The 22960-nt window shown below is 43.2% G+C and carries 19 protein-coding genes and 3 pseudogenes; 7 read left to right on the top strand and 15 right to left on the bottom strand.

Going from position 1 to position 22960, the window contains the following annotated elements:
* Window positions 1–463: 463 nt before the first annotated feature.
* Window positions 464–1075 (bottom strand): TetR/AcrR family transcriptional regulator, encoded by a 612-nt coding sequence (locus MKZ16_RS16995; protein ID WP_038571358.1) that lies wholly within the window; start codon window positions 1073–1075, stop codon window positions 464–466.
* Between the two features lie 142 nt (window positions 1076–1217).
* On the opposite strand from MKZ16_RS16995, the gene MKZ16_RS16990 reads away from it, so the two are divergent.
* From MKZ16_RS16990 to MKZ16_RS16980, 3 genes are all read left to right on the top strand, one after another.
* Window positions 1218–2396 carry an MFS transporter gene (locus tag MKZ16_RS16990; protein ID WP_076106720.1) on the top strand — a complete coding sequence of 393 codons (1179 nt, stop codon included), beginning with the start codon at window positions 1218–1220 and terminating at the stop codon, window positions 2394–2396.
* A gap of 294 nt (window positions 2397–2690) precedes the next feature.
* The gene (locus MKZ16_RS16985) at window positions 2691–2930 is read left to right on the top strand and encodes a helix-turn-helix transcriptional regulator (RefSeq protein WP_036677000.1); all 240 of its coding nucleotides are present in this window, start codon (window positions 2691–2693) and stop codon (window positions 2928–2930) included.
* A complete protein-coding gene (locus tag MKZ16_RS16980) occupies window positions 2920–3270 on the top strand; it encodes a hypothetical protein (protein ID WP_036677002.1) in 351 nt (116 codons plus the stop codon). The genes MKZ16_RS16985 and MKZ16_RS16980 overlap by 11 nt, the downstream gene beginning before the upstream one ends.
* Before the next feature lie 218 nt (window positions 3271–3488).
* On the opposite strand, the gene MKZ16_RS16975 is transcribed toward MKZ16_RS16980, so the two are convergent.
* The 3 genes and pseudogenes from MKZ16_RS16975 to MKZ16_RS16965 all read right to left on the bottom strand — a co-directional run bounded on the left by MKZ16_RS16975 (window position 3489) and on the right by MKZ16_RS16965 (window position 7812).
* Window positions 3489–4961 carry a serine hydrolase domain-containing protein gene (locus tag MKZ16_RS16975; RefSeq protein ID WP_038571351.1) on the bottom strand — a complete coding sequence of 491 codons (1473 nt, stop codon included), beginning with the start codon at window positions 4959–4961 and terminating at the stop codon, window positions 3489–3491.
* Between the two features lie 255 nt (window positions 4962–5216).
* Complete coding sequence (locus tag MKZ16_RS16970; protein ID WP_076106718.1) at window positions 5217–6710, bottom strand: SMI1/KNR4 family protein; 1494 nt, start codon at window positions 6708–6710, stop codon at window positions 5217–5219.
* A 459-nt stretch (window positions 6711–7169) separates the two neighbouring features.
* Window positions 7170–7812 (bottom strand): annotated as a pseudogene (locus tag MKZ16_RS16965) (SDR family NAD(P)-dependent oxidoreductase).
* Between the two features lie 17 nt (window positions 7813–7829).
* On the opposite strand from MKZ16_RS16965, the pseudogene MKZ16_RS16960 reads away from it, so the two are divergent.
* From MKZ16_RS16960 to MKZ16_RS16945, 4 genes and pseudogenes are all read left to right on the top strand, one after another.
* Window positions 7830–8036: pseudogene (locus tag MKZ16_RS16960) on the top strand (helix-turn-helix domain-containing protein); the annotation flags it as partial.
* A gap of 496 nt (window positions 8037–8532) precedes the next feature.
* Window positions 8533–9987, top strand: coding sequence for a spore germination protein (locus MKZ16_RS16955; RefSeq protein WP_076106716.1), 1455 nt, complete (start codon window positions 8533–8535; stop codon window positions 9985–9987).
* On the top strand, window positions 9963–11099 hold the full coding sequence (locus MKZ16_RS16950) for a GerAB/ArcD/ProY family transporter (protein ID WP_339814306.1): 1137 nt from the start codon (window positions 9963–9965) through the stop codon (window positions 11097–11099). Before MKZ16_RS16955 ends, MKZ16_RS16950 begins: the two co-directional genes overlap by 25 nt.
* A 2-nt stretch (window positions 11100–11101) precedes the next feature.
* Window positions 11102–12199: a Ger(x)C family spore germination C-terminal domain-containing protein gene (locus tag MKZ16_RS16945; protein WP_076106711.1), complete on the top strand. Its 1098-nt coding sequence runs from the start codon at window positions 11102–11104 to the stop codon at window positions 12197–12199.
* 132 nt (window positions 12200–12331) lie between these two features.
* Here MKZ16_RS16945 and MKZ16_RS16940 read toward each other — a convergent pair.
* The 11 genes and pseudogenes from MKZ16_RS16940 to MKZ16_RS16890 form a co-directional block, all read right to left on the bottom strand.
* A pseudogene (locus tag MKZ16_RS16940) lies at window positions 12332–12565 on the bottom strand (transposase); the annotation flags it as partial.
* A 704-nt stretch (window positions 12566–13269) separates the two neighbouring features.
* Window positions 13270–14127 (bottom strand): ABC transporter ATP-binding protein, encoded by an 858-nt coding sequence (locus tag MKZ16_RS16935; RefSeq protein ID WP_076106709.1) that lies wholly within the window; start codon window positions 14125–14127, stop codon window positions 13270–13272.
* A 9-nt stretch (window positions 14128–14136) separates the two neighbouring features.
* Window positions 14137–15150 carry an iron ABC transporter permease gene (locus MKZ16_RS16930; protein WP_076106706.1) on the bottom strand — a complete coding sequence of 338 codons (1014 nt, stop codon included), beginning with the start codon at window positions 15148–15150 and terminating at the stop codon, window positions 14137–14139.
* Window positions 15147–16118, bottom strand: a complete 972-nt coding sequence (locus tag MKZ16_RS16925) for an iron ABC transporter permease (RefSeq protein ID WP_256715543.1) — start codon at window positions 16116–16118, stop codon at window positions 15147–15149. The genes MKZ16_RS16930 and MKZ16_RS16925 overlap by 4 nt, the downstream gene beginning before the upstream one ends.
* A gap of 128 nt (window positions 16119–16246) precedes the next feature.
* The gene (locus MKZ16_RS16920) at window positions 16247–18217 is read right to left on the bottom strand and encodes an AraC family transcriptional regulator (protein ID WP_076106701.1); all 1971 of its coding nucleotides are present in this window, start codon (window positions 18215–18217) and stop codon (window positions 16247–16249) included.
* Between the two features lie 410 nt (window positions 18218–18627).
* Window positions 18628–18903 (bottom strand): hypothetical protein, encoded by a 276-nt coding sequence (locus MKZ16_RS16915; RefSeq protein WP_036677015.1) that lies wholly within the window; start codon window positions 18901–18903, stop codon window positions 18628–18630.
* A gap of 59 nt (window positions 18904–18962) precedes the next feature.
* Window positions 18963–19514 carry an NADAR family protein gene (locus MKZ16_RS16910; RefSeq protein ID WP_036677017.1) on the bottom strand — a complete coding sequence of 184 codons (552 nt, stop codon included), beginning with the start codon at window positions 19512–19514 and terminating at the stop codon, window positions 18963–18965.
* Between the two features lie 2 nt (window positions 19515–19516).
* On the bottom strand, window positions 19517–20404 hold the full coding sequence (locus MKZ16_RS16905; RefSeq protein ID WP_076106699.1) for an NUDIX domain-containing protein: 888 nt from the start codon (window positions 20402–20404) through the stop codon (window positions 19517–19519).
* Between the two features lie 26 nt (window positions 20405–20430).
* Window positions 20431–21441: an AAA family ATPase gene (locus MKZ16_RS16900; protein ID WP_076106696.1), complete on the bottom strand. Its 1011-nt coding sequence runs from the start codon at window positions 21439–21441 to the stop codon at window positions 20431–20433.
* Window positions 21438–22118, bottom strand: a complete 681-nt coding sequence (gene pnuC, locus MKZ16_RS16895; RefSeq protein WP_076106694.1) for a nicotinamide riboside transporter PnuC — start codon at window positions 22116–22118, stop codon at window positions 21438–21440. The genes MKZ16_RS16900 and pnuC overlap by 4 nt, the downstream gene beginning before the upstream one ends.
* A gap of 385 nt (window positions 22119–22503) precedes the next feature.
* Window positions 22504–22956 carry an 8-oxo-dGTP diphosphatase gene (locus MKZ16_RS16890; RefSeq protein WP_076106692.1) on the bottom strand — a complete coding sequence of 151 codons (453 nt, stop codon included), beginning with the start codon at window positions 22954–22956 and terminating at the stop codon, window positions 22504–22506.
* Window positions 22957–22960 lie beyond the last annotated feature (4 nt).

Here is a 22960-nt window from a genome sequence, read left to right as displayed (position 1 = left end):
TTATTTATCAAGTCTTTTTCTGTCGCTGCTTTATTTACTGGACCCAGTCTAAGACTTTTTTTCACAGAACACCATACATATCCACATATCGCACTAAAGAATCCCCAGAAATAATCAAAACTCATAAACGTTCCCCTCCCACTTTTCCTAACTTGCAATCCATTAAGTCCAAAACGCCCCATGATAATCTCTCCCCGAAACGCCCGCCAATCTCATTTCTATGGCTTTCATCTTCACTTCTACGGAGTAGCCCACTTTGGTTACCAACACAAAAACACCTCTCAAAAGATCCCCCTATCTTTCATCTTTACTTCTACGGAGTAGCCCACTTTGGTTACCAACACAAAAACACCTCTCAAATGATCCCCCTATCTTACGACTGGGAAGAACTTTCTTAAAGGTGTTTTGATTTGACTCACGTTATGGCCGAGTGCTCTATTTTGGTTTTTCTATCGCTTTAAAGTCAGGCTGAATGTTTAAATAGCTCCCAGATACCCATTACCTCCGTGATGGCGCGATCAATCGTTGCAAAAGGGACTCCGTCCCTTGCTTGTGTAGATATGCCATGCATGAAGGTATCAAAGACGGTAGTCATCATCGAGACATCTATGGACGAAGGAATTTCACCAACATCTATGGCACGCTGGATGCAATCTTGCAGGTGGCTACGAATCTGCTTTCTTTTTTCAGCAACAATTTCACGAATATGATTGTTTTTGGAGGAGCATGTGCTAGCTGACAGCACAATCAAACAGCCATTCGGATGATCGCTATCCGTTTGCATTTTTGCAGTACGTCTTAAAGTTGTTTCAATTGCTTCCCGAGGAGTAAGCGTGTGATCCGCAAGACTTTCCGTGACTCGTCCAAAAGTCCCCATATATTGTTCAACAGCTTCTTTAAACAGGGCTTCTTTTGACTCAAAGGCCGCATAGAAACTGGCTGCTGAAATATTCCCCATGTCCGCTCGAAGTTGTAGCAACGAGGTTGCTTCGTATCCTTGTTCCCAAAAGAGCATCATCGCCTTTAAAAGCGCTTCATCCCGATCAAAAATGCGTGGACGTCCAGTTCTTGCCATAAGAGATCCCCCCTTGTTTTTCTTAATTATATACTAATCGATCCAAAAGTTATTGACAAGGTGTGAAAGGTTGAATAACATAAGGAATGATCGATCCACAAGTCGATTAACTTTTCATATCTGCCTAAAAGGAGGCTCATAGATGTCTGATTTATCTTCTAATCGTTTCCCATGGTTGGGGTTGTTAGCCTTAGCTGTGGCTGGTTTTATTGCAATTATGACTGAAACCCTTCCCGCGGGGTTGTTGCCGCAAATCAAAGAAGGGCTACAGGTGTCGGAAGCATTGGCTGGACAACTTGTCACATTGTACGCCATTGGTTCGATGGTTGCCGCCATACCCGTGGCAGTACTGACTGGGGGGTGGCGGCGGCGTCCGCTTTTGCTTCTATCGATTATCGGATTTCTTATTTTCAACACTATTACAGCTCTCTCATTGAACTATGTACTAACACTTGTCGCTCGCTTCTTTGCCGGAGTAGCTGCCGGTGTTTTATGGGGCTTGATTGCCAGTTATGCTCTACGTATGGTGCCTGATCATCTAAAGGGAAGGGGCATGGCTGTAGCCATGATTGGAACACCCATTGCTTTATCCCTTGGAGTTCCTGCCGGTACGCTGATAGGAACCTTAATGGGCTGGCGCTCGGTGTTCTGGTTGATGTCGTTGTTGGCGTTCTTGCTAATTTTCTGGGTGCTCTGGAAAGTTCCCGATTATCCGGGACAGTCGGCTGATAAACGCATTTCAGTATTCAAAGTTTTACTCACACCTGGGGTGATTCCTATCTTGGCTGTGGTTCTTACCTGGATGCTGGCACATAATATTTTGTACACCTATATCTCTCCTTTCCTGGATGATATGGGGCTAGAACCCTATCTCGGACAGATTCTACTTATTTTTGGGATTATGGCACTGGTGGGAATCTGGGTGATTGGGATTTTCATTGATCGTTGGTTGCGTCCGTTGGTTCTCATCAGTCTTACCGGATTTGCTCTGATATCTCTTGTACTAGGACTTTGGAGTGAGCATGGTACTATTATCTTCATTTCTGTTGCGCTGTGGGGGCTGACATTCGGTGGTGCGGCAACATTGTTGCAGACGGCACTTGCCCAGGCTGCCGGGAAGCAAGGTGTGGATATCGTGATGCCTATCAATACAACGGTTTGGAATCTGGCTATCGCCGGCGGTGGGATATTGGGAGGAGTCCTTCTGAATCAATGGGGTACAACCTCCTTTCCTTGGGCACTCCTGCTTCTCTTGCTTCTTGCTCTGTTTGTTGCCTGGCGTGCTAAAAGATATGGATTTCGCCCATCCCAGAGCCGTTAAGTAATCCGATTGCCATCCGTCTGCTATTGACTGTGAATTGTTTTTGCACGATTGTGGCAATCATTCATCGATTTGCGCCACTGAAAATCATAAAATGCAGCACCAAAAACCATAAATTATATCAGATCGATATGTGAACCTGACGGAATCATGAATTTCGTCAGGTTCTTTTTGTAGTCTAGTCTTGTAAATCAAAGCAATCTAAGTAAACATAAAGGTTTTATATTACTTAGTATAAGTATACTTTACTTTTGTTAAAAATAAGTTTATAATTTGCTTCAAGAGGTGATGGTCATGAAGAAAGATTTTGGTGATTCGATATCCAATAAGGTTTATGAATATCGTGTACTTGCCAGAATGTCTCAGCAAGAATTAGCAGAGAAAGTCGGGGTTTCCAAACAAACCATTTTCGTAATGGAAAAAGGGAATTATGTTCCAACTCTTCTATTGGCTTTTCGAATTGCCGATTTTTTTAATGTTGATGTAAACGATGTTTTTACTTATTTGAAAGGAAATGATCAAAATGAAAATTAAGTCTATTTCTGATATCCATAACGCAATTTTTCACCCTTTAAAGTCCTGGGCTGAGCAATCTACGGGAAATTGGAATATTCTCATTGGAGTCGGTTTTTTACTGCTCATGGGTAGTGCGATTTTTACCTATGTATTTTATAAGAAGATTGGGCAAGACGATGAACGGACAAATAAAATCTTTTTGAAAAGCAGTTACTTTATGCTGTTGACAATTATTCTATGTGACATGATTTTTCCTAAAGAGTATATGTGGAACATCTTTTTCTTGTTCAAATATGCGCTAGCATTTTTAGCTGGTGGAATTTACATGGCCATCCAGTATAAAAAGGATTTGTCGTAAGGAAGGGTCGCAGAGCGAGGGCCAGCTAAGGATGGGGATTAGACAATGTTGATAAATATACTAACTAAGTGATATGGAAGTTCAATAGGTGCAATCGGGTTGTAAAATAAATTGCTAAAATCAAAAATATCCTTTTATGTTCCTTCCCCCCTCTGCTTCTAGCGGCAATGTTTACATGTTCTTGTCCTTTGATCGCGACAAGAACATGTATTCATAAATCAAAAAAAACCGCGCTCTGCCCCTCCTCTTATCAGACTATTATATCGGTGAGTGTATACAAACCATGTAATGCTTGCTGTTAATAATGCTGACGAAATCAAGGCTGTAAGAACACTATATGTTTGCCAAATAAGTATCGTTGACCAATCTAATGCACAGCACATTATACACAGGGCAATCGTAGCAATCAGCAAAATAGCTGTTACGATTATTCGCTTTTTTGTCATTGGCTGCCGCTCATTCGTCTTCCTTCTGCGTAATCCTAAGAGAAAGAACAGAACGGCCAATAAGCAAAAAATAATTGTGGTAGACGATAAAATGATGTCCAAAAGCTGTGTGCCGCTTATTTCATATGACTGCGTTAGATTGCCGTCTAATATATCTTTAACTTTTAGTACAATGCTTCTGTTGATATTTGCGCCGTTGGTCAGCAAGCAGACGGCTGTTCGTTCATTTGGCAGTATGATCACTTCGGTTCCAAAATTGGGATTTCCCCCGGGGTGCTCTATAATCGTTTGGTTGGCGTTTACCGTCCAGCCCGCCGCATAATACATTTCGTTGACAGCCGGAACAGACATATCACCCTGATGTGATTTTTCGATAACCGTATGGAATATTTCGGGTATGTCCTTCACAATACCCATCTGTATGCTCATCCAACGCGCCATATCTTTTGTACAAGAAATGATGTAGCCTGCGGGTTTATTCCCGGAATAATCCGGTGCGTTATATGGAGTTGTCATAAAAAAGGAAGAACGGTAGCCCTGTGCCAACTGTCCGGTGGCTTGAGCATCTTCTTTATAAACATACGTCTGGTGAAGACCTAACGGCTGAAATACCTGTTCCCTCATAAAGTCTTCATAGCTTTGTCCCGACACAATCTCAATAACCAAACCCAATACGTCATAATTAACGGTTCCATAGCTATACTGTTCACCGGGAGGGAACGCCAACCCAGCATCTACCAGCTTTTCCACAGTCTTTTGCAGCAAATCTGGTGTATTGCCTTGTGGAATATTTTGAGAATGCCTACTATTTGTTAGGCCGCTAGTATGGTGAAGAAAGTTATTGAGTGTAAGGCTTGTCATATCAACAGGTTTCCCTTGATACTTTAACGTAAACCAAGGTAAATATTTTTGGACAGTGTCAGTCATTGACAGCAGCCCTTGCTCCTCCAACAGCAGAATGCCCATGCCGGTAAAGGCTTTACTGACCGAGGCCAACTCATATAGTGTATTTTCACTTGCAGACAACCCACTTTTACGGTCTGCATACCCGGAAGAAAAGTAGAACATTTCATCATCAGCAAGTATCGAGATTGACATTCCCGGCACACCTGATATACGACGGGCATCATCCAGCAACGCGTGTATTGCCGCAGATTGCGTATCTGACAACGACGCATAACTTTGTGTTGCGAATCCTGAGATTAATATAAGTATCGTTATCACACAAACAATAGTCTTTTTCATAAACTCTCCATATCGAAAAAATTATGCGAGGATAATATAAACAACCCGTAGTACGCCTTATCCACCTAATGTATCGTTCCATTTTACTTAATGCTAGACGTTCAATAATTAGATTACAATTGTAAACTTCACAGACCCATGTATATTATTTCTTGTTTCGCAAAAAAGACCCCTCTGATTGCTTACCGGAAAGGTCTCCTTTCTTTTATAAAAATTCCACCCTATTATGATAAAGCTCAGCGTAGGCAAGTTTCATTAATCTTTCCATGTTACCTGCCATCCATATGACTGAAGTTTAAAGTATTTACTAAACTCCGCGACTACGGACTTCGCATTCTCTTTCGATGTTGCATGAAATATAGTTATATCGACTATATTACAGTCTGAAATTTCCTCCAAACCTTTAAGTCTTGATGCATCTACTCCAATCTGCTTTAGACTCATACAATTTTTGAGTATTGTTAAATCTCCAACCGGATAAGTGAACTGCTTTAATTTCTTCAATTCTCCTATAACCTCTATGTGTGATTCATCTATTGCACAGCTATCTGTCTCAAAAACCGTTAGATTCTTTAAAGCTTTTAAGAATGATAAATGTGGTATTGTCACTTGTTTGAGCTCTAGTTTTATTAACTTACTAAGGTTTGAAATATAAAGCAGGTCGCCAACCTCCATTTCTTCTAAACTTAGTTCCTTCAAATTTTTTATAGTTCCTATTAATTCCATTTCAATTGAGTTCATTCTACATAATCTCAAACTCTTTAATTTCTTTATATCTTTCAGTTTATGTATATTTTTTAATGGAAGTCCTATTAATGTTAGCTTCCTTAACCCATCTAAAGAAACCAAGTACTTCAAATCAGACTCTTTAAAAGCTTCTGATCCTATCACAAGTTCTGCTAAAGAAGTCAACCGTTGAAGTACATCAAAATTAGTAATTTCATCCGCATGTATAATAAGTTCTTTAAGATTAACCATATGGGTTAAAATATCCAAAGATATTGCTCCGTATTTTTGAGCTTGATCAGCTCTAATAAATACCATTCTCTTTTTTTTCAATGTTTTTGAAGATACAAAACCACTCTCAACATCGTCTTTAAAATACTCTTCCCAAAATCCGCTTACAGGGATAAGGCTTTTCTCTTCGATATTCCAATTAGTCAAAGCCAAAATATCATCTAACAAACTTCCATTTTCACGAGATAATATGATTACATCATCTTCTTCACGAATACCAATACTACTATTTCTGAGGCTCGAATTGATAAATTCAAAGAAATGCCCCAAACTTTCCGCAATAACATAGGAAAAATTAGAATTGTGATCTATAGTAATAATTTGCCCATAAATGCCCTTTTCTCCGGGGTCTAAATCTATTGCCAAAAATGAGCCACCACCATCTTCAGCAAAAGGAATCCAGCCTTCTCTGTAGTTCCCATCTTTTATTACATCTGATTTGCTGGATATAATATCGTATGCTGATTCCAAAAGGGACTTCCAGTTGCTTACTATCGATTCAATGTTCATCCAACCAAGACCAGCCATAACACCAAAAATCTGCTCTCCTTCTCCATTAGAATTCATGTATAACTTTCTGAAATCTTCTGGAAATTTGCAGTTCATCATGCTCTCGAAAAGATCTATTTCTGATTCCTCAAGTGCTGGATTCAGTAATTCCTCTACATTTGGTATATGCGATTTTAATGTCTCAATAAGTAAACACTCTTCTTTTTTATTAGCTAACGACATATAGTGGCCCCCATTCTACAGAGTCATAATAGTTTCAGTAAACATCCTTGGTTGATCATCAATCATTTTGTTATGATTCATCTTCAACAGTTCTATCAATAATTAATTCTATCTTACATATGGAGCATCTATTTCCCAATTTAGCAATATCGTATCATGAATTTGTAAATATTGTTGTATTAAGTCATATACAAAAACCTAAGAGTCATCTTAGGGGTTGATTTTATCTCTATATAAACTTCAATCACAACTAATTTTTCACCCTATTTATGATACGGTTCTCCTTATACGCTATAACGGCTAAATTTCTTTCACAATTTAAAAAGGGATATCGAGAAAATCGATATCCCAGAATAGACTCTTTACTAAGTTGACTTTGGTGCAGCGGCCGACAACATCCAAATGTGCTCAACACCTCAACACATTTTTATTGTAAATCTAAGTATAGCTTGCCCTCTTTTATTGCGGATTTGTTGTCAAAATTCCAGCAGTCTTTATAAAGACTCGTTGTGGTAATTGCAGAGTCGCTACAATAAGTTCAGCCACATCTTCAGGCTGCATCATCCTGTCTTCGTCACCTATTTTCAGACCAACATTCGCCGCCAATTCCGTATTAACCGTGCTTGGGGTCAAAGCAGTTACGAGAATATTGGATTTCCTCACTTCATGCATGAGAGATTCTGTGAATCCCAACACTGCGAATTTGGAAGCACAATAGGCAGAACCGTTGGCAATGCCGCCCGGGTAACATAGTACGTCCCCATGAGGTTCGTTTGAATGATGCGCTCCCAAGCCTCCGTTTCCATCTCAAGTACGGTCCCAAACTTCGCTACACTCGCATTATTGATGAGAATATCAATGGTTCCAAGCTTTTCTGCCAGCGTATTTATTGCTAGTTCAGCTTATTCTTTATTGAAAATATCGGCGGTAACCTGAAACACCTTGACTGCATACGACTTCCCTAAAAATTCTGAAGGCTCTCCAAATCGGCAGCGCTTCTAGCCATGATACCAAGATGTACGCCTTCTTTCGCAAGCGCAATAGCAGCGGCTTTCCCGATTCCCTTCCCTGTTCCAGGGCTAAGACTTGGGGGACCAACAATTTAAATCCTCCATGTAAATGACACTGAAAGTAATCGGCGGCAAGTGGAAGCCGGTTATTCTTTGCCACCTTACCGAGGGAGCCAAAAGATTCGGAGAGCTTCGCCGCGATATGCCAGGCATCACACAAAAGGTGTTGACTCAACAATTAAGGGAACTTGAAGATGATGGCATCATTCACCGAAAAGTATATACGCAAGTGCCTCCAAAGGTGGAATATAGTTTGAGCTTTTGTTCAAGTTCCAATACTGTTCCGTTGGTGGTAAATCATGCTGGTCTGTAACAGTTGCCAAAATGCTGTAGAACCCATTTCACCATCACATTCAATACTTCTTTCAAGGTACCATCCACCTCTTGAGTTTACGTAAATGATTTCACCCAGTGAGAGACTAGATCTTCCTTTGAATACTCTTTCTAGCTGCTCCGGGTAACGAATCTATCAAAAAAGGACCCCATCGTCGTTGACGGTGAGCACGAACCGATCATCAGTATAGAATTGTGGGATGCCGTCCAGAAGTTCTGCAAAAATCGGGGCGTGAAATAAACCCTCGTCCGTTCAATGATCGCGTCCGTTACCTGCAGGCGGCCTTGCGAGGATAAGACGACCGGCAAACGAATTATGCACCCAGGACGGTTTGAAATACAAATTGCCGGTTGTATAATTTTTCGATTACAGAGCAAGATAATACCAGATAATCACTTTAATCATGGAGGAGAAGACTATGGTTAAAAAAGACCCTCAAATGAAGAATCATCAAATGTCTACATGGCTTGATGAATTAAAACAGAAATTGAACCATATGGATGATGCCGAAGTCGTTGAGCACAGAATGGGTACCAGTGCTTCAGTCCATCTTTTATACATAAAAACGTTAATCGATCAAGAGCGTTTAAACGAGGCGATTATTCAGCCACTTTATCGATCTGTCGGCAATTCACTTTCTTCATGCATAACCAATGCCAAAGTTTCGGAAGTTCTATCGATCGAAGATGCTGAGCAAAAAATAATGCAAGGATTTATTCTTCTAAACGATTCAGTCAACAATCAATGGTTAGGCGTCCAGTTGGAAAGTTCTTTGGGTCGGGCAGTTGAACCTTCCCAAACGGAAACGGTTATATATGGAGCGAAAGACAGCTTCAGTGAACAAATCGATAAAAATATTACAATGTTGCGCAGACGTTTGCCTATAACTACATTAAAAACGGAAAGCTTTACTATCGGTTCACTAAGTAAAACGAAAGTTGTGTTACTGTACATAGACGGATTAATTAATCCAGAATTTGTATCCCTTGCAAGAAAGAAAATTAACAGTGTGGATTTCGATCAATTTTTAGACTCCTCTCAGCTTGCAGCTTTTATTGAAGATCATAACCATACGGTCTTTCCGCAGTTTCTACAAACGGATCGGCCGGATGCCTGCGCCTACGCCTTAGGTGAGGGAAAGCTGACGATATTGGTTTCCAATTCACCGTTTGCCTTAATTGCTCCCATTACTTTTTTCCATCTAATGCAATCGCCGGAAGACTACTTCCTTCGTTGGCCGGTAGCCAGTTTTTTACGTATAATCCGGTATGTAAGTTTTATTGTTTCTTTGACGATGATTCCTTTTTATGTTGCGTTAACGACATTTCATTACCAAATGGTTCCGCTGCCGCTTCTTTACGTATTGTTGGAATCGAGAAGCAAATTGCCCTTTACTCCGTTTGCGGAAGGATTTTTCATGATCATAACGCTGGAAATCATCAAAGAAGCAAGTTTGCGAATGCCGACCAAAACCAGTCAAACTTTAGGGGTTATCGGTGGTATCGTCATTGGACAAGCTGCAGTAGAAGCAGGCTTTGCAAGTAAAGTACTGATAGTGCTGATGGGTATATCCGCTATTGCTTTCTTTTTAGTTCCCAATTATCAAGTGACAAAATCCATGGTGCTGATACAAATTCTTTTTCTTGTCCTTGCATCGTTTCTTGGGTTGCCGGGAATCGTGATCGGGCTAATCGGGATTCTTGCACATCTCCATGCATTAACGTCATTAGGTCAACCTTATTTAGCACCGATCGCTCCTTTTTATGGGAAGGATTGGAATGACCTCTTTATCCGCGGCCCTTTAATTTGGATGAAAACGCGTCCAAAATATCTAAAACCACTACGGAAATGGCGACAGGAGATGAAGAAGTGAAGAGTTTATCCTTATATAATCGAACTTCCACCCTTGGCGGTATCTATTTCCTTCTCTTAGTGAATCGCATGCAAATGCATTATTTCATTTTAATCATGCCGGCTTATTTGGTTCATTCGTATATGGTTTGGGGAATTGTCGTGATGGGGCTACTGTCCCAACTTAATTTGATGATGATGTCCAAATGGTTTACTTCAAGTTATGCAGCGAAAGGCTATCAAGGATTTTTACAGCTTTTCGGGAAACGGGCGGTTCAAGTTTTCGCAATACTTGGTTTTTTGATAATATTGTTAAAAATTTCAGTCATCACACTGGGATACGTTGAAATGCTCCATAGTTTTATTTATCCATCAATGAATAAAAAATGGCTGATCCTAATGATTCTTTTGATCAGCTTATTTGTGGCTTCACATGGAATGGAGAACACATTGCGTTTTGTCGTCATCGCCTTTCTTTGCGGGGCTTGGATCGTAATCGTGTTTATTCCTTTTTTCTTTCCGCCGATTGCAAATTACCGCGATTTGTATCCTCTCATACCCACCGGATGGTCAGGACAATCATGGCAAGGTTTGTTGTTTATTTGGTCGGCATTTTCCGGTCCAGTATATTTGGTCTTTATGGTTCCATGGTTAAGCTCCAATAAAAAAATATCGAAATATCTGGTCATTGGAAACATGCTGACGATCCTGGAATATTCATTATTGTTCATTGCTTCGGTATTATTTTACGGTTCGAACTTCTTAAGCAAGATCAATTTCCCGATAGGATATATGGGAAGCTACATTCAAACGAGCGGTTTAGAACGAATCGATTACATCCTTATCTCTTTCCATATGTTTAATTATGTGTTTGACATTTCAATTCTTCTGTTGTGTTTTTATGGAGCCGGAAGAGTCTTTATGAGAAAAATGAACGAACGCACGACTCGGATCAGATTATTGTCGAGTTGGTTCGTCATTTTGATAAGCATCATCTTAATGGATCAATGGTTATGGCAAACGGTTCCGGGTCAAAAGATGTTACTGAACATTCAAATCTGGCTCAGCGCATTCATTTATTTACTTGTTCCTACGATCCTTTTCACTGCAGTTAAACGAAAGGAGAGTATGTAGGCATGGTATCATACAAGCACTATGGTTTATTAGCGAGTGTATGCCTTATGTGGATGGCCGGCTGTTCTTCTCCATATGTCGAGAACAATTTGGTCGAAGAGATCGCTCCGGTAGTTTTCTGGTCGGTTGACGAGGGGACGGAAGGAAAGTTGAAAATCAGCACTTTAGTACCACCGCTCATCCAAGAAAAAAAACGTCTTCTCTCCAAGGAAGTCGATCTGTTAAAGCAGGGAGGCAGGGAGTTTAATTTAATTTATTATCGGGAATTAAAGCAGGGGCAGCTGCGAATGTTATTAATCAATGAGGAGCTGGCAAAAAAAGGAGGAATTGAAAGGCTGATCAATACGATATTGGTTGATCCCGATATTTCAATGCGTGTCTATTTGTTGATTGTCAGAGGCGATTTTGATGAATACATAAAAAATCAATTGACGAAGCAAGAAAACCAAGATTATTTTCTTTATCGGATGTTAAAGCATTACGAGGAGCATAACCAAGGTGAAATGAGCATCGTCAATATTCATCAATTTATGAAGATGTTATATTCCCCTCTTAAGGATCCGATCCTGCCGGTTTTTCATTCGGATAAGAACAATTTCAATTACGTAGGGACAGCCTTATTCCAAAAGGATAAAGAAGTAATGGTCATTCAAGACGTGGACGATGATATTTTTCAACTTCTGGATAACGATCATTTCCTAAAAGTCTTGGCCATTCCAAAGTTATCTATCAGTTTAGGACGTATTCGATCCGATGTTCGCATGAAATTATCGAGGGACTATTCATCCTTGTCTTTACATGTGGGATTGAACGGAAGAATAGAGGAATACCAGGGAGAAATGAATATTCAAAGTGAAGAACAATCGGAACATTTAATTAATGAGCTTGAGCTCTACCTTCAGGAACAAACGTCGGATTTATTAAAAAGAATGCAACGGTGGAAAGTGGATCCCTTAGAGGTCGGAACCCATTCGCTTAAGCCGTTTTCTAAAGAAATAACGGATGAGCAATGGTTGAAATATTGGGAAAATATGAAAATTAATGTTGACTACGACATCAAAGTACATCCTTTAATTAATGGAGCGGTTGATGTGAGGTAGCACCAAGAAGTTTGTGTAAGCTAGGGAAAGTAATTCTTTGGATTGCCTGAGTGGTATGGGTGTTCGTTGGAGTGGAGGGGCCCCCACCCCAACGAAACTAGAGCAGCATTACTCTTCTAGCATGGCGAAACGGGATATCGTAGTGGTTGGAGAGTAATGGCTGCCAAACATACTTTCAATAAATCGAGCTACGTCACGCGTTCCCATTCCACTTTTGTACATCTGGATAACAGCCTCTTCCAGCTTCCTCACTGGTCATGAACTGCTGGATTTCCGCCTTCATGATGGACTTCAAATTATCTTTGACAAACTGGGTGACAAGATTTCAAATAGATTATTAAGCATGTTTTCGTGTAGAATACTCATCGAGTAGGGATAAGAAAATTGACAGTAAGGAACTTTATCCTGAGCTTGTTATTCTCGAGATTTTCGTAACTCTTAAAAAATCGGCTCCATGAGGCTCACAAATCGATTTATTGGTGCTTGCTTTGGCTTCGAGATGTGGTTTAAATCACACAACAACACTATATGTAGGCTAAGGAGTAGTTAATTTATTTAGTAGCCGTCATTTATGATACGGTTCAGCCCGATTTGTCCTCACCGCGGGATACATCTGTTCCAAGCTTTCAGCCACGTTTAGATTCTATTGTGATTGTGCGCCCTGAGTCTGAACCAGCTGATCTTCTCAACTGCTGTGTTGCGGTCCCCATCTGCAGTTTCCGGGCAATCTGCTTGTTGCGCATTCCTCTGATACCTTCAATAGTCCTCCTTGCTTCATTTAGAGTTATATATACTGGTTTTCTCAAATTAATCACGTAATCTAGTGCTCCGAATAATAAAAAAAGCCCGCAAGCTAGGTACCTGCGGCTTTGAATTTTATTTAGGATATGTTGTAATTTATTATTATCTCTCCCCTCCCCAACAAAGCCATAGCCCCCTTTTATGGAGTTGCTTGTGGAAGCTACAGCAAAGGCTATACGCGTTGAATCGTGGCTATCACGACCCCGGCAAATCCAATGCCTAACTGCACCAGTATTTCCGTGCTCCTAGGAGGACACGCTATGCGATTTTCAAGTGGCAATCGCCTCTTTCTGTTCCTTAGCTTTTGGGAATCCTTGATCTACTCCTTGTTCTCTACGACTATCACGCAAGAGCTCGTACGTCACATACACCGGTCGCCCTGTTCGTGGTTCCAGCATAATCTCGGCATCAATGGCAAACACCTCACGCAGCGTCCGTACCGTCATTACACGCTCTGGCGAACCATGCTCCACCACCTGGCCCTCACGAATCGCCACCATATAGTCGGAGAAGCGTGCTGCCAGATTCAGGTCATGCAGCACCATCACAATCGTCACCTGTTGACTGCGATTCAGTTCATAGAGCAGTTCCAGCACTTCAAGCTGATGCGCCAGGTCCAGATAGGTGGTGGGTTCATCCAGCAGGATCAGATCGGTTTGCTGGGCGAGAGCCATCGCAATCCATACGCGCTGACGCTGACCGCCAGATAGCGTATCGACCTCACGATGCTCAAACGCTGTAAGCTGTGTAACCGATAGGGCCCAGGCTACTACTTGCTTATCCTCTTTGGAGAGCTTGCCGAAGCCCCGTTGATGTGGAAAACGCCCATAGGCGACTAATTGACCGACCGTCAAACCGCTTGGTGCGGTCGGCGTCTGCGGCAGAATCGCCATCTGCTTGGCCACTTCCTTGGTGGACAGCGTGCGGATATCTGCACCATTCAGATAAACCGTACCATTATTCGTCTTAAGCAGCCGACCAACTACCTTTAGTACGGTTGATTTGCCGCATCCATTGGGACCAATAATCGAGGTAATCTGTCCACGCGGAATCTGCAAGTCCAGTTCTTGTACGATAAGCGTGTCATTATAGGCAATATCGATTTGTTGCGCTGTAATACTTTCCATGACGTCCTCCTAATTGGCCTTCGATAGTAAATAAAGAAAGTACGGAACACTGATGACCGTAATGACAATTCCCGTCGGCACATCTCCCCCCAGGCTAACCGTGCGCGTAATCGTGTCAGCAAGTACCACGACTAATCCCCCGGTCAGGCTGGCAGCGGGAACGAGCAATTTGTGATCGGGCCCGACCAGTTTTCTTGCCATATGCGGAGCGATCAAGCCAACGAAAAAGAAGCTTCCACCTACGGCCACACTGCCAGAGGATAAAGCAACCGCAGCGACCGACAACCCCAAAAACTGCCGCTTCACGGCAAGACCCAGCCCTACTGCCGTCTGATTGCCCAGATGGAGGGTGTTGAGTATGCGAGACTTGTAGAAAATATAGCCGAGTAAAATCAAGACCCATGGTCCCAGTACGGAGATATAGCGCCAATCAGCGCCCCATAAGCTTCCTGCCAGCCAGTGCAGCATGAAATCCATCTGCGAATCATTCAGCTTGAGTGTCAGGAAGGTGGTCAGCGCTTCATACCCGCTTCCGAGTGCGACCCCGGTTAAGATCAAACCGATTGGTGAGATATCTCGCCCACGGCGATACGATAATAAGAAGATTAATCCCGCCGCCAACAATCCGCCAACAAAGGCCAGTAGTGGCAGAGCAATAAAGGAGCCCTTTCCTGTTGATGCGATGAATACGACAAAGAACAGGACAAACAAACCTGATCCCGAACTAATCCCCAGCGTCCCCGGACTAGCCATGTCATTGCGCAGCAAACTCTGCATCACGACCCCAGACGCTCCCATTCCCAGACCTACCAAGATCGACAGTGTGATTCGTGGCAGGCGAAAATCGAACACGATCAGATTTTGCTTGTCTGTACCGTTTCCCAGGAGAACATTCAGCACTTCTAGCGGTGAAAGATTCATTTTGCCAGAATTCATGCTAATGACAGCAAACATAAGGATGAGCACCATAAGCACTATATTGACGATTATGCCCCTTTGCACCGTATAACGCTGCTTGATCATTCAGCTTCCCTCCTTTGCTTGCGAGCCAGGAAGAGAAAGTACGGCACACCAATGATAGAAAATATAATGCCAATCGGTGTTTCGAACGGCTTATTGATCAAGCGTCCAGCCAGATCGGCCGACACGGTCAGCAACGCACCATATAGCGCAGCTGCCGGAATAATGTAACGATAGTCGACACCGATCATGTATCGCACAATATGTGGGGTAATCAGACCAACAAAACCGATGGGGCCAACTAAGACAACAGCCAATCCAGTCAGCACGAGCACGATAATCGTCGATAACCCCTTGACAAGTCCGCTACGAATACCGAGTCCACTTGCCACATCATCCCCCAAACTGAGCAGTGTAACAGAAGGAGATAGCATCAGCGCCAGCAGCACACCTCCAACAAATAGCGGTGAGATAATTAGCAATTCCCCCCACTTGACCCCCGCTGTACTGCCTGCCGTCCAAAATGCCAATGCTCGACCCAGGTTATAATTGATCGCTAAATACTGACTGAGTGCGCCAAATAGCATGGAGATGGACAGTCCTGCCAGTACCAGCCGCTGAGGCGTCATCCCGCGCTTGCCGAGTGACGCGATGAAATAAGTGATCCCGGTCGCGAGCGCTGCTCCCAGACAAGCAAACAGCATCATCTGCCCATACGAATAACCCGGCAGAAAGGCCAGGCAAAGAGCAATCGCGAATGCTGCCCCAGAGCTGATCCCCATCAGCCCGGAGTCGGCCAGCGGATTGCGCGTCGTTCCCTGCATAATAGCCCCACATACCGCAAGGCTGCACCCGACGATCAGATCGGCTACGGTACGCGGAAGACGTAGGGTTTGAATAATTTGATGCTCAGTGAGCGTTGGATCAAATCGGAAAATAGCCTCCCATGCAGTCGCTAACCTCATGTCGGCGGCACCGAAGCTAATCGACGCCGCCGACATGAGAACCGTTAATCCAAGCCCTACCACCATGTACATGGCGAAGTTCACCGCCCCACGGCGTTTTTGTTCAGGCTTGTTTTTCATTACGTTTTCCTTTCCTTACCTACTGACAGTCATATTTGTAAATTGGAGTACTTCTTAATACCTTGTCAAAACCCTTATTGAGGCATTGCCAGCAATTGATTGATAATATGATCAATCAATGCACTGGAAGTCATTATATCCGTGGACCAAGATAGCGATGTACCCACCGTTATGATCCGATTATGTTGCACAGCAGGTAGTGATTTCCAGACCGCATTATCAGTTGGAACTTCCGTATCTCCTATAGCGATTAGATAATCCCCTATGTAAGCAGCCAATACCTCCATAGAGATATCTCCCCAATATTTATCTGCGTCAATAATATCAGTTTGAACTTTTGATGGTGCTTTCATTTTAAGTTCATTATAAACAAGCTCGCCAACCGCATGTTTGGCTCCAGCGATATAGTTACTTTTATCACTGAATTCCCCCATAGTAATCGTCACGTCTGAAAGACCTGCATTCTGAAGGGCTAACTTCGCTTCTTCGATTTTTCCGGCATAAGCACTCAGAACAGCTTTAGCCTCTTCCTGCTTGTTCAAAACATCGCCAATAAAATGTATACGCTCTTCTGTAGTCATATCACCATAAGGGACATAAATTGTCGGGGCAATTTTGGATAAATCTTCATAATTTTCATCACCCCATGCTAAAATGATCAGATCAGGCTCAAGAGTCATGACATCTTCCGGCTCCATAGCTATTTTAATGGAGTCTGTAATCTGGTTAGCAAAAACAGCCTCTTTCCCGTCCCTTGCTGCTCTCGCCACACCTAGAGGAGTTACACCGAGGGCTACCACATCACCCACTAAGTAATCGACTACAACACGCTGAGGGTTGTTAGGCACCTTAACGTCACCCTTTACTGTGGATATCGTTCTCGTCTGCGAGACTGCTTCTGAAGCTTTCGTCTCCGATACTTCCGGTTGTGTCGTCTGTTGTGTCTGTGCAGGGTTTGGATTTACCGTTCCCCCGTTATTCGATGGCGTTCCCGACGCACATGCCGACAATAACAGCATCAAGCTCATCGCCGCCGCCAAGATCATTTCTTTACTTCTTACTTTTCCAAACATGGTTGATTCCCCTTCTCTATAAGACTGGACTAGACCTGCTAGTTCCCTCTCATAGTAAAGAAAATGAGAATCATTATCAATACCATCAACCTGCATGGATAGTGCGTTTATTTTCCGATAATCACTTGGTGTCATCTTGTAATACTTCTTAAACATCCGAAACAGATTTTTCTCATCTGCAAAACCAGATCCTGTTGCGATCTCTTTAATGGTTGCTTCTGTATGCTTCAAGTCATGGCAGGCAGCTTCAATCCTTCTCTGAATGAGGTACTCCTGTAAGCTCATGCCTTCCTTCTTTTTGAACAGCCGCGTCAATTGCCCGCCACTGATCCCAAACATATCGGCAATTTCTTGAAACATAATCGGCTGCATGTAATGTTTATCGAGGTATATCTTGGCAGAACAAGCCGGATCTGGCTGGAGATACCGAATCTCACCACTCTCAAAATCTCTGTAGACCCCATGAATCAATTGATATAGAAAACTTTTGGCCTGCAGCTGATCCATCGCTTTGCCGCGGTTCCAGCCATTCATCATCTGTTGAAACCAATCGAGTAGCAAGATAGGATTACTTGGTGTATAACCAAACTGTTGAACAAATGGGTTCACTTCCTCCAGTAATTGCTGCAGGTGCCTCTTGAAAAAAAGAGGTAATTCTGCTTTATAAAACACCATAAAGGTCTTTACATTCTCCCCTATAGGTGAAATACTGAGCAGGCTCCCCTTCCCTCCGTGAACTAAACCAAAGCGTTCCATTCCAAATGTGGTTTCATTCAGTTGAATTTGTGCTTCTCCTCCACATGCATAGATAAACATACTACTAGGCATTTTATACTGCTCCAACGGGTATTGGGACGCTACATTCTGAAAACGCACGTCTATTAATGTAATGATCGAACGTGTCCAAATGTGGGCCATCGTATCGATCATCTCCGGTGTAAATACCTGGCTTGCTGCTGCTTCGTCTTGCATCTATCTGCGCTCCCTCATCTCACTTTTTCCATTTTATATATCACCTATCAATTGATATTGATTATCAATATCATAATTCATGAGGTAAGTATATCATCATTAAGTGACATTGGGGACAGGGGCCGAATAAATGTATAGAATCCTTATCTAGGATGCTTTCATGAACGGTCATCGTTGCATCAACCCCACCTTTAAACACAGATATCGTAAAAATGAACGTTTCAGCGGGCTTCCGCTTCGAGAAATTTAGAAGAACATCGAATCGGCAATCACAAGTTCTTGCCCTGAACAAAAGACAAGAACTTGTTCCAATAAAAAAACCGCGCCCAGCGCGGATTCCAGTGAGACTATGTTCTTGTCCTCTGATCGGAGAATCGTTTCTCAATCTCAGCAGAAGATATAGTTTACAGCTAAATATCACGAAGCAGTGAAGTATTAAGCTCCGCTCTCCCCAAGTAGCCGCTGCAGATAACGGGGCGGTTAATGATTTCATACATTTTTTTAAGATCGGAAATGTACTCTTGGCTCCAAGTTTCAAACGAATCGAATTCCGCCATTGATATTTGATGGTACTCCGGGGAGTCGGTTACCCCCGTTAGGACCTCATATGCATAAATATTGTCACCAAACTTTCCTACAGATTGGTATCTACCTGTTTTCAGGCGGATATAATCGGTATATCTCACGGTCTTCCCTCATCCTTTCATTGATTTCATCATGTCTATTTTCTTAATCTTGTATAAATCTAACTCCGCAGCAACTCGTCCCGCGCTTCCGTCAGTGCGAACCCCAGCAGATTTCTACCCCGCCATTTCACGGGATTCTCCGCATCTGGATTGGACTGGCCCATGCCGATCCCCCAAATACGGTCCCGCGGGCTAGCCTCCACAAGGATGCGGTTCTTCGTCGAGTTAAGATAATCGTTAAGCTTCGGATTCTGCGAAAATTTGGCCAAGCTGGCTCTTTTGACGATACCGTAACATTCCTTATCCCAAATATCTTTGTCAAAGTTTTGGACCGCACGTCCAAAAGCCTTCATCTCTTTTGGGTGCTTAGCTTTAAGGATGGACTCCAGCATTTCGTCATCGCCGAACAACCTTGCCTTTTCGGCCATCATAAACTGCTCGGCGCAGGAGTACTGCGTTCCCTCTACCGTGAACGGGCACATCCACCATTGGCTGAAGCAGCTTTTATCGACGCTCCCGTCCTTAGGCGGTGTATGTCCCCAAAAAAATACGAATTTGAACTTTTTTCCTTCGTTATATACTTTTCTTAACTCATCGATATTGTAAATCATCGTTAACCCTCCAAATTTCTCCGATATAAGCGGGATGGCCTATGCCCCGCATTTTCGGTATAATGATCGGTCTCCACTACAAGATCTGCAACTTTACGCCGGAAGGCCGCCTTCAACAGTTCTTTATCCATAATTACCTCATACACCTGCTGCAGTTCCGTCAAGGTAAAAAGCATCGGCATCAAGTGCAGTGCAATATCGGTATAATTCACTTTTCCCCGCAACCGATCAATCGCGCATGCTATGATCTTCGCATGGTCGAAGGCTAATCCGTCATTCGATACGATCTCATAATCCGTGCCAGTCGATGTAGTCTTCGCTGTCATAGTCCTTGCCACGACCGCCGAAAGTTCTTCTTCTTCACTGCTTAGTTTGAGTTCGTACTCCAGCGTCTTGATGTATCCGTCCTCAATCAGCTCTTTTTGCTCCCGCAGCGGCCGATAGGATACCTTGAACCAGGCGGCGTCTGCTGCATCATCTCCTGCCTTAAGCTCCAACTTGTCGCTGTTGATCAGAGCCATATAGCTGCAGCTTATCACCCAGGTTCGTGGGTCGCGCCCGATATCACTGAACGTATACAGCTGTTCCAGATAAATGTCTTCCACACCGGTTTCCTCGCATAGTTCCCTTACTGCTGCCTGCTCAGTCGTCTCATTCGGCCGGACAAAACCGCCAGGCAGAGCCCATTTGCCCAAGAAGGGGTGAGCCCCCCGGCGAATAAGGAGGACGCGTAGCTCTTTTTCCGGCAGTTTGCGATAACTGTCAGCATCCTCTTCCGTCACAGTGAAAATAACCATATCCGTTGTCACTGAAGGCCGCTCGTAATCCCCTGCTCTGTATTGCTCCAAAAATTCGCGTTCCATAAGACCATCCTTATCCAACAAATCCAAGTGGGTACGCCTCCTTTATATTTGATTTAACCGTTCAGCTCTCCGAAATAGTTTCCGTAGGGCTCGAACTTTGCCAACACTTCATCAACCTTGCGAATACGTTCCTCCAGGCTCCCCCGCAGCGTAATATAGGGGATCCGCCGCTCCTTCAAATCCGCGATAATCTGTTTATGAAACACATGCCGCTTCTGATCCCCACTGCGGTCCCAAGTATCGTCGTAAGGAATATCGTCAGCGCATAGGAAGAACAGATCATAACGTTGCGCGTTCTCAAGAGCGATCCGGGTTAACAGCTCTGGGGCCCAGCCGTGGTAATCCAGGGCGAACATATACGTCGTGATCGCATTGGTATCGACGAACAGAACCCGGTTCGCCTCAAGTATTGCCTGTTCTTCGCGCTCGATATGACCCACCGCGATTTCATCGAACGCTTCCAAACCGATTCGGCGGTCCACCTGATGTTCGGTCCAATAATCGCGTCCGTATTCGTTCGCGAACGTCGTGCAATATCGCCGTGCCAGCGCTTCGGTGATCGTCGACTTCCCCGTCGACATCGCTCCAACGAACACCACTTTCGTGATCAAATCCCGGTACACGATATCACTTACGAACTCCCTGTACTTATATGGATTGGAGCGGACCATCGTCGCTGAGATCGGAACCCGCTCTCGGGCTTCATCCACCCGCCGGTCTATTGCACCCAAAGAGAGACTCATATGTTTGCCGTAGAACTCGCTCGAGTAAAAATGCGTTACTTGCTCTCCGTTCAGCAAACCGAGTATATACTGTTCTTCCCGAATCTCATGCTCCCTGTCATCCGAATACCCGTCCGGACCGTCCCAAGCCTCGATTACCCGGACTTCCGGATAGAGCCTGCGAATCCAATTTGCCCGGACATGAAGCGGGATCGGGGTGACCGTCGTTTCGTAAATGACCAAGATCAATTCATCGACTTCTTGTAGTGCCGTCTCGATCATGAACTGATGGCCTTTATGCAGCGGGGCAAACTTCCCCAGTGTTAGTCCAAGCGTTTTCATGCCGCCACCTCCTTAGCCCCTTTATTCCAAATATAGTACCCGTATACTGCGTTGACCAGATACGCGCTCCACATCACGATCATCAGCAGGCCTTCTCCGCTACCCTCCAGCATACGAATCACCCACAATAGCACCGTAAAGAGATTTAGCACGATATAGACCAGCCATTGTTCCTTGAATCTTCTAACCATTAAGAAGGTCGCCTCAACAGACAGCACCGTCGTAGTAGCATCGATGTAAGGCGAGTTCTGTCCCGGAATGAACGAAAGACCAAATCCGAGGAGCAAGCAGCCGATTACACAGACCATCCCAACGAGGAGCAGTCTTCTAAGATCCATCTGCCTCATGGTCAGCCTACCATCTTCTTGCCGATTACTTTTCCACATGTAGAAGCCAATGACATTCATTGGAACGAAGAATAGCAGATTGAGCATAACCTCTCCAAACAAACCGTTAATATAGGCCAAATAAGCGTAACCGACTGTATTGTACATGCCGAAAACATAGCTCATCAGGTTGCCCTTCGCCGCAAGCACCACGCATAACACCCCAGTAATAAAAACCGTAAATCCGAATAAAGAGTCCTTTGTTATCACCGTAAACCCGACAGCGATTGAGGTAAACAGTACCAACCACGTAATTTCGAACAGATTCCAGCTACCCGCCACCTTTTTCATCTTGCATCCCTCCGCTTTTTCGACTCATTCATAGAGTGAAAAACATAAGTTTTACTTAGTATCATTTTGTTAATAACATATTGTTACTATCAAAAATAACAGAAAATCCTGCGAAGGGCAAGTAAATTCTTCCTATTTCTACAGACAGGTACTTATTCATTTGTAATGGTTCGTTATAGGATCAAGCATCAGCCCTTTGCTCTAGGGATAATTGAACTCCTCGCCAGTAAGGTATGCGTTTGGAAGTCCAGAAGGCTTCTCAACAGAACTAACTTTAATTGTGTGAAAATAAAAGAAGACCCCTAATAAAAGGGGTTTCCTCCAATCTTGTTCAACTAACGTACCAATAGGTGAACTGTTTTTTTAGGTATGTATTTTATAATTCTCACTCTATAAGGTTTACTATTCCGTCTTTATACTTAAATAAATAATCACCCTCTTTTTCTAAGAGAACAGGTAAATATTGAGCTACCATTTCAGCAATTCCTAAATTACTTGGGTTCAATATCCAATCAATTTGTTTCCAATCGAGAATACCTTCTCTCGTTATTTGCATGGGCTGATTTCCTAAATTCTTATCTACTTCGAATAAGTACAGATACAATCCATCTTTTTCCTCGCCATTTTTATCCCAGGTAATGATACCTTTTGAATAGTATTTGCTTACTTTAATACCCGTTTCTTCTAATACTTCACGTTTTGCACCATCATCAGCATTTTCGCCTACTTCATTTTTACCGCCAACACCGTTCCACACGCCCATAATTGGTGGTTTTTCACGATTCAACATTAAGATACGGTCGTCACTCTTTAAAAAACACACATTATATTGAAACACGAAA

The organism is Paenibacillus sp. FSL R5-0928 (assembly GCF_037970385.1).
Classification (GTDB): domain Bacteria; phylum Bacillota; class Bacilli; order Paenibacillales; family Paenibacillaceae; genus Paenibacillus_AQ; species Paenibacillus_AQ odorifer.
This window is presented reverse-complemented; position numbering and strand designations above follow the sequence as displayed.

Bases quoted from the DNA above. Each gene is read 5' to 3' on its own strand.
- MKZ16_RS16900 (WP_076106696.1), bottom strand. From the start codon at position 21,441: ATGAAAACGCTTGGACTAACACTGGGGAAGTTTGCCCCGCTGCATAAA.
- MKZ16_RS16920 (WP_076106701.1), bottom strand. From the start codon at position 18,217: ATGCAAGACGAAGCAGCAGCAAGCCAGGTATTTACACCGGAGATGATC.
- MKZ16_RS16970 (WP_076106718.1), bottom strand. From the start codon at position 6,710: ATGTCGTTAGCTAATAAAAAAGAAGAGTGTTTACTTATTGAGACATTA.
- MKZ16_RS16930 (WP_076106706.1), bottom strand. From the start codon at position 15,150: ATGATCAAGCAGCGTTATACGGTGCAAAGGGGCATAATCGTCAATATA.
- MKZ16_RS16980 (WP_036677002.1), top strand. From the start codon at position 2,920: ATGAAAATTAAGTCTATTTCTGATATCCATAACGCAATTTTTCACCCT.
- MKZ16_RS16985 (WP_036677000.1), top strand. From the start codon at position 2,691: ATGAAGAAAGATTTTGGTGATTCGATATCCAATAAGGTTTATGAATAT.
- MKZ16_RS16995 (WP_038571358.1), bottom strand. From the start codon at position 1,075: ATGGCAAGAACTGGACGTCCACGCATTTTTGATCGGGATGAAGCGCTT.
- MKZ16_RS16955 (WP_076106716.1), top strand. From the start codon at position 8,533: ATGGTTAAAAAAGACCCTCAAATGAAGAATCATCAAATGTCTACATGG.
- MKZ16_RS16975 (WP_038571351.1), bottom strand. From the start codon at position 4,961: ATGAAAAAGACTATTGTTTGTGTGATAACGATACTTATATTAATCTCA.
- MKZ16_RS16945 (WP_076106711.1), top strand. From the start codon at position 11,102: ATGGTATCATACAAGCACTATGGTTTATTAGCGAGTGTATGCCTTATG.
- MKZ16_RS16990 (WP_076106720.1), top strand. From the start codon at position 1,218: ATGTCTGATTTATCTTCTAATCGTTTCCCATGGTTGGGGTTGTTAGCC.
- MKZ16_RS16910 (WP_036677017.1), bottom strand. From the start codon at position 19,514: ATGATTTACAATATCGATGAGTTAAGAAAAGTATATAACGAAGGAAAA.
- MKZ16_RS16935 (WP_076106709.1), bottom strand. From the start codon at position 14,127: ATGGAAAGTATTACAGCGCAACAAATCGATATTGCCTATAATGACACG.
- MKZ16_RS16950 (WP_339814306.1), top strand. From the start codon at position 9,963: ATGGCGACAGGAGATGAAGAAGTGAAGAGTTTATCCTTATATAATCGA.
- pnuC (WP_076106694.1), bottom strand. From the start codon at position 22,118: ATGAAAAAGGTGGCGGGTAGCTGGAATCTGTTCGAAATTACGTGGTTG.
- MKZ16_RS16925 (WP_256715543.1), bottom strand. From the start codon at position 16,118: ATGGTGGTAGGGCTTGGATTAACGGTTCTCATGTCGGCGGCGTCGATT.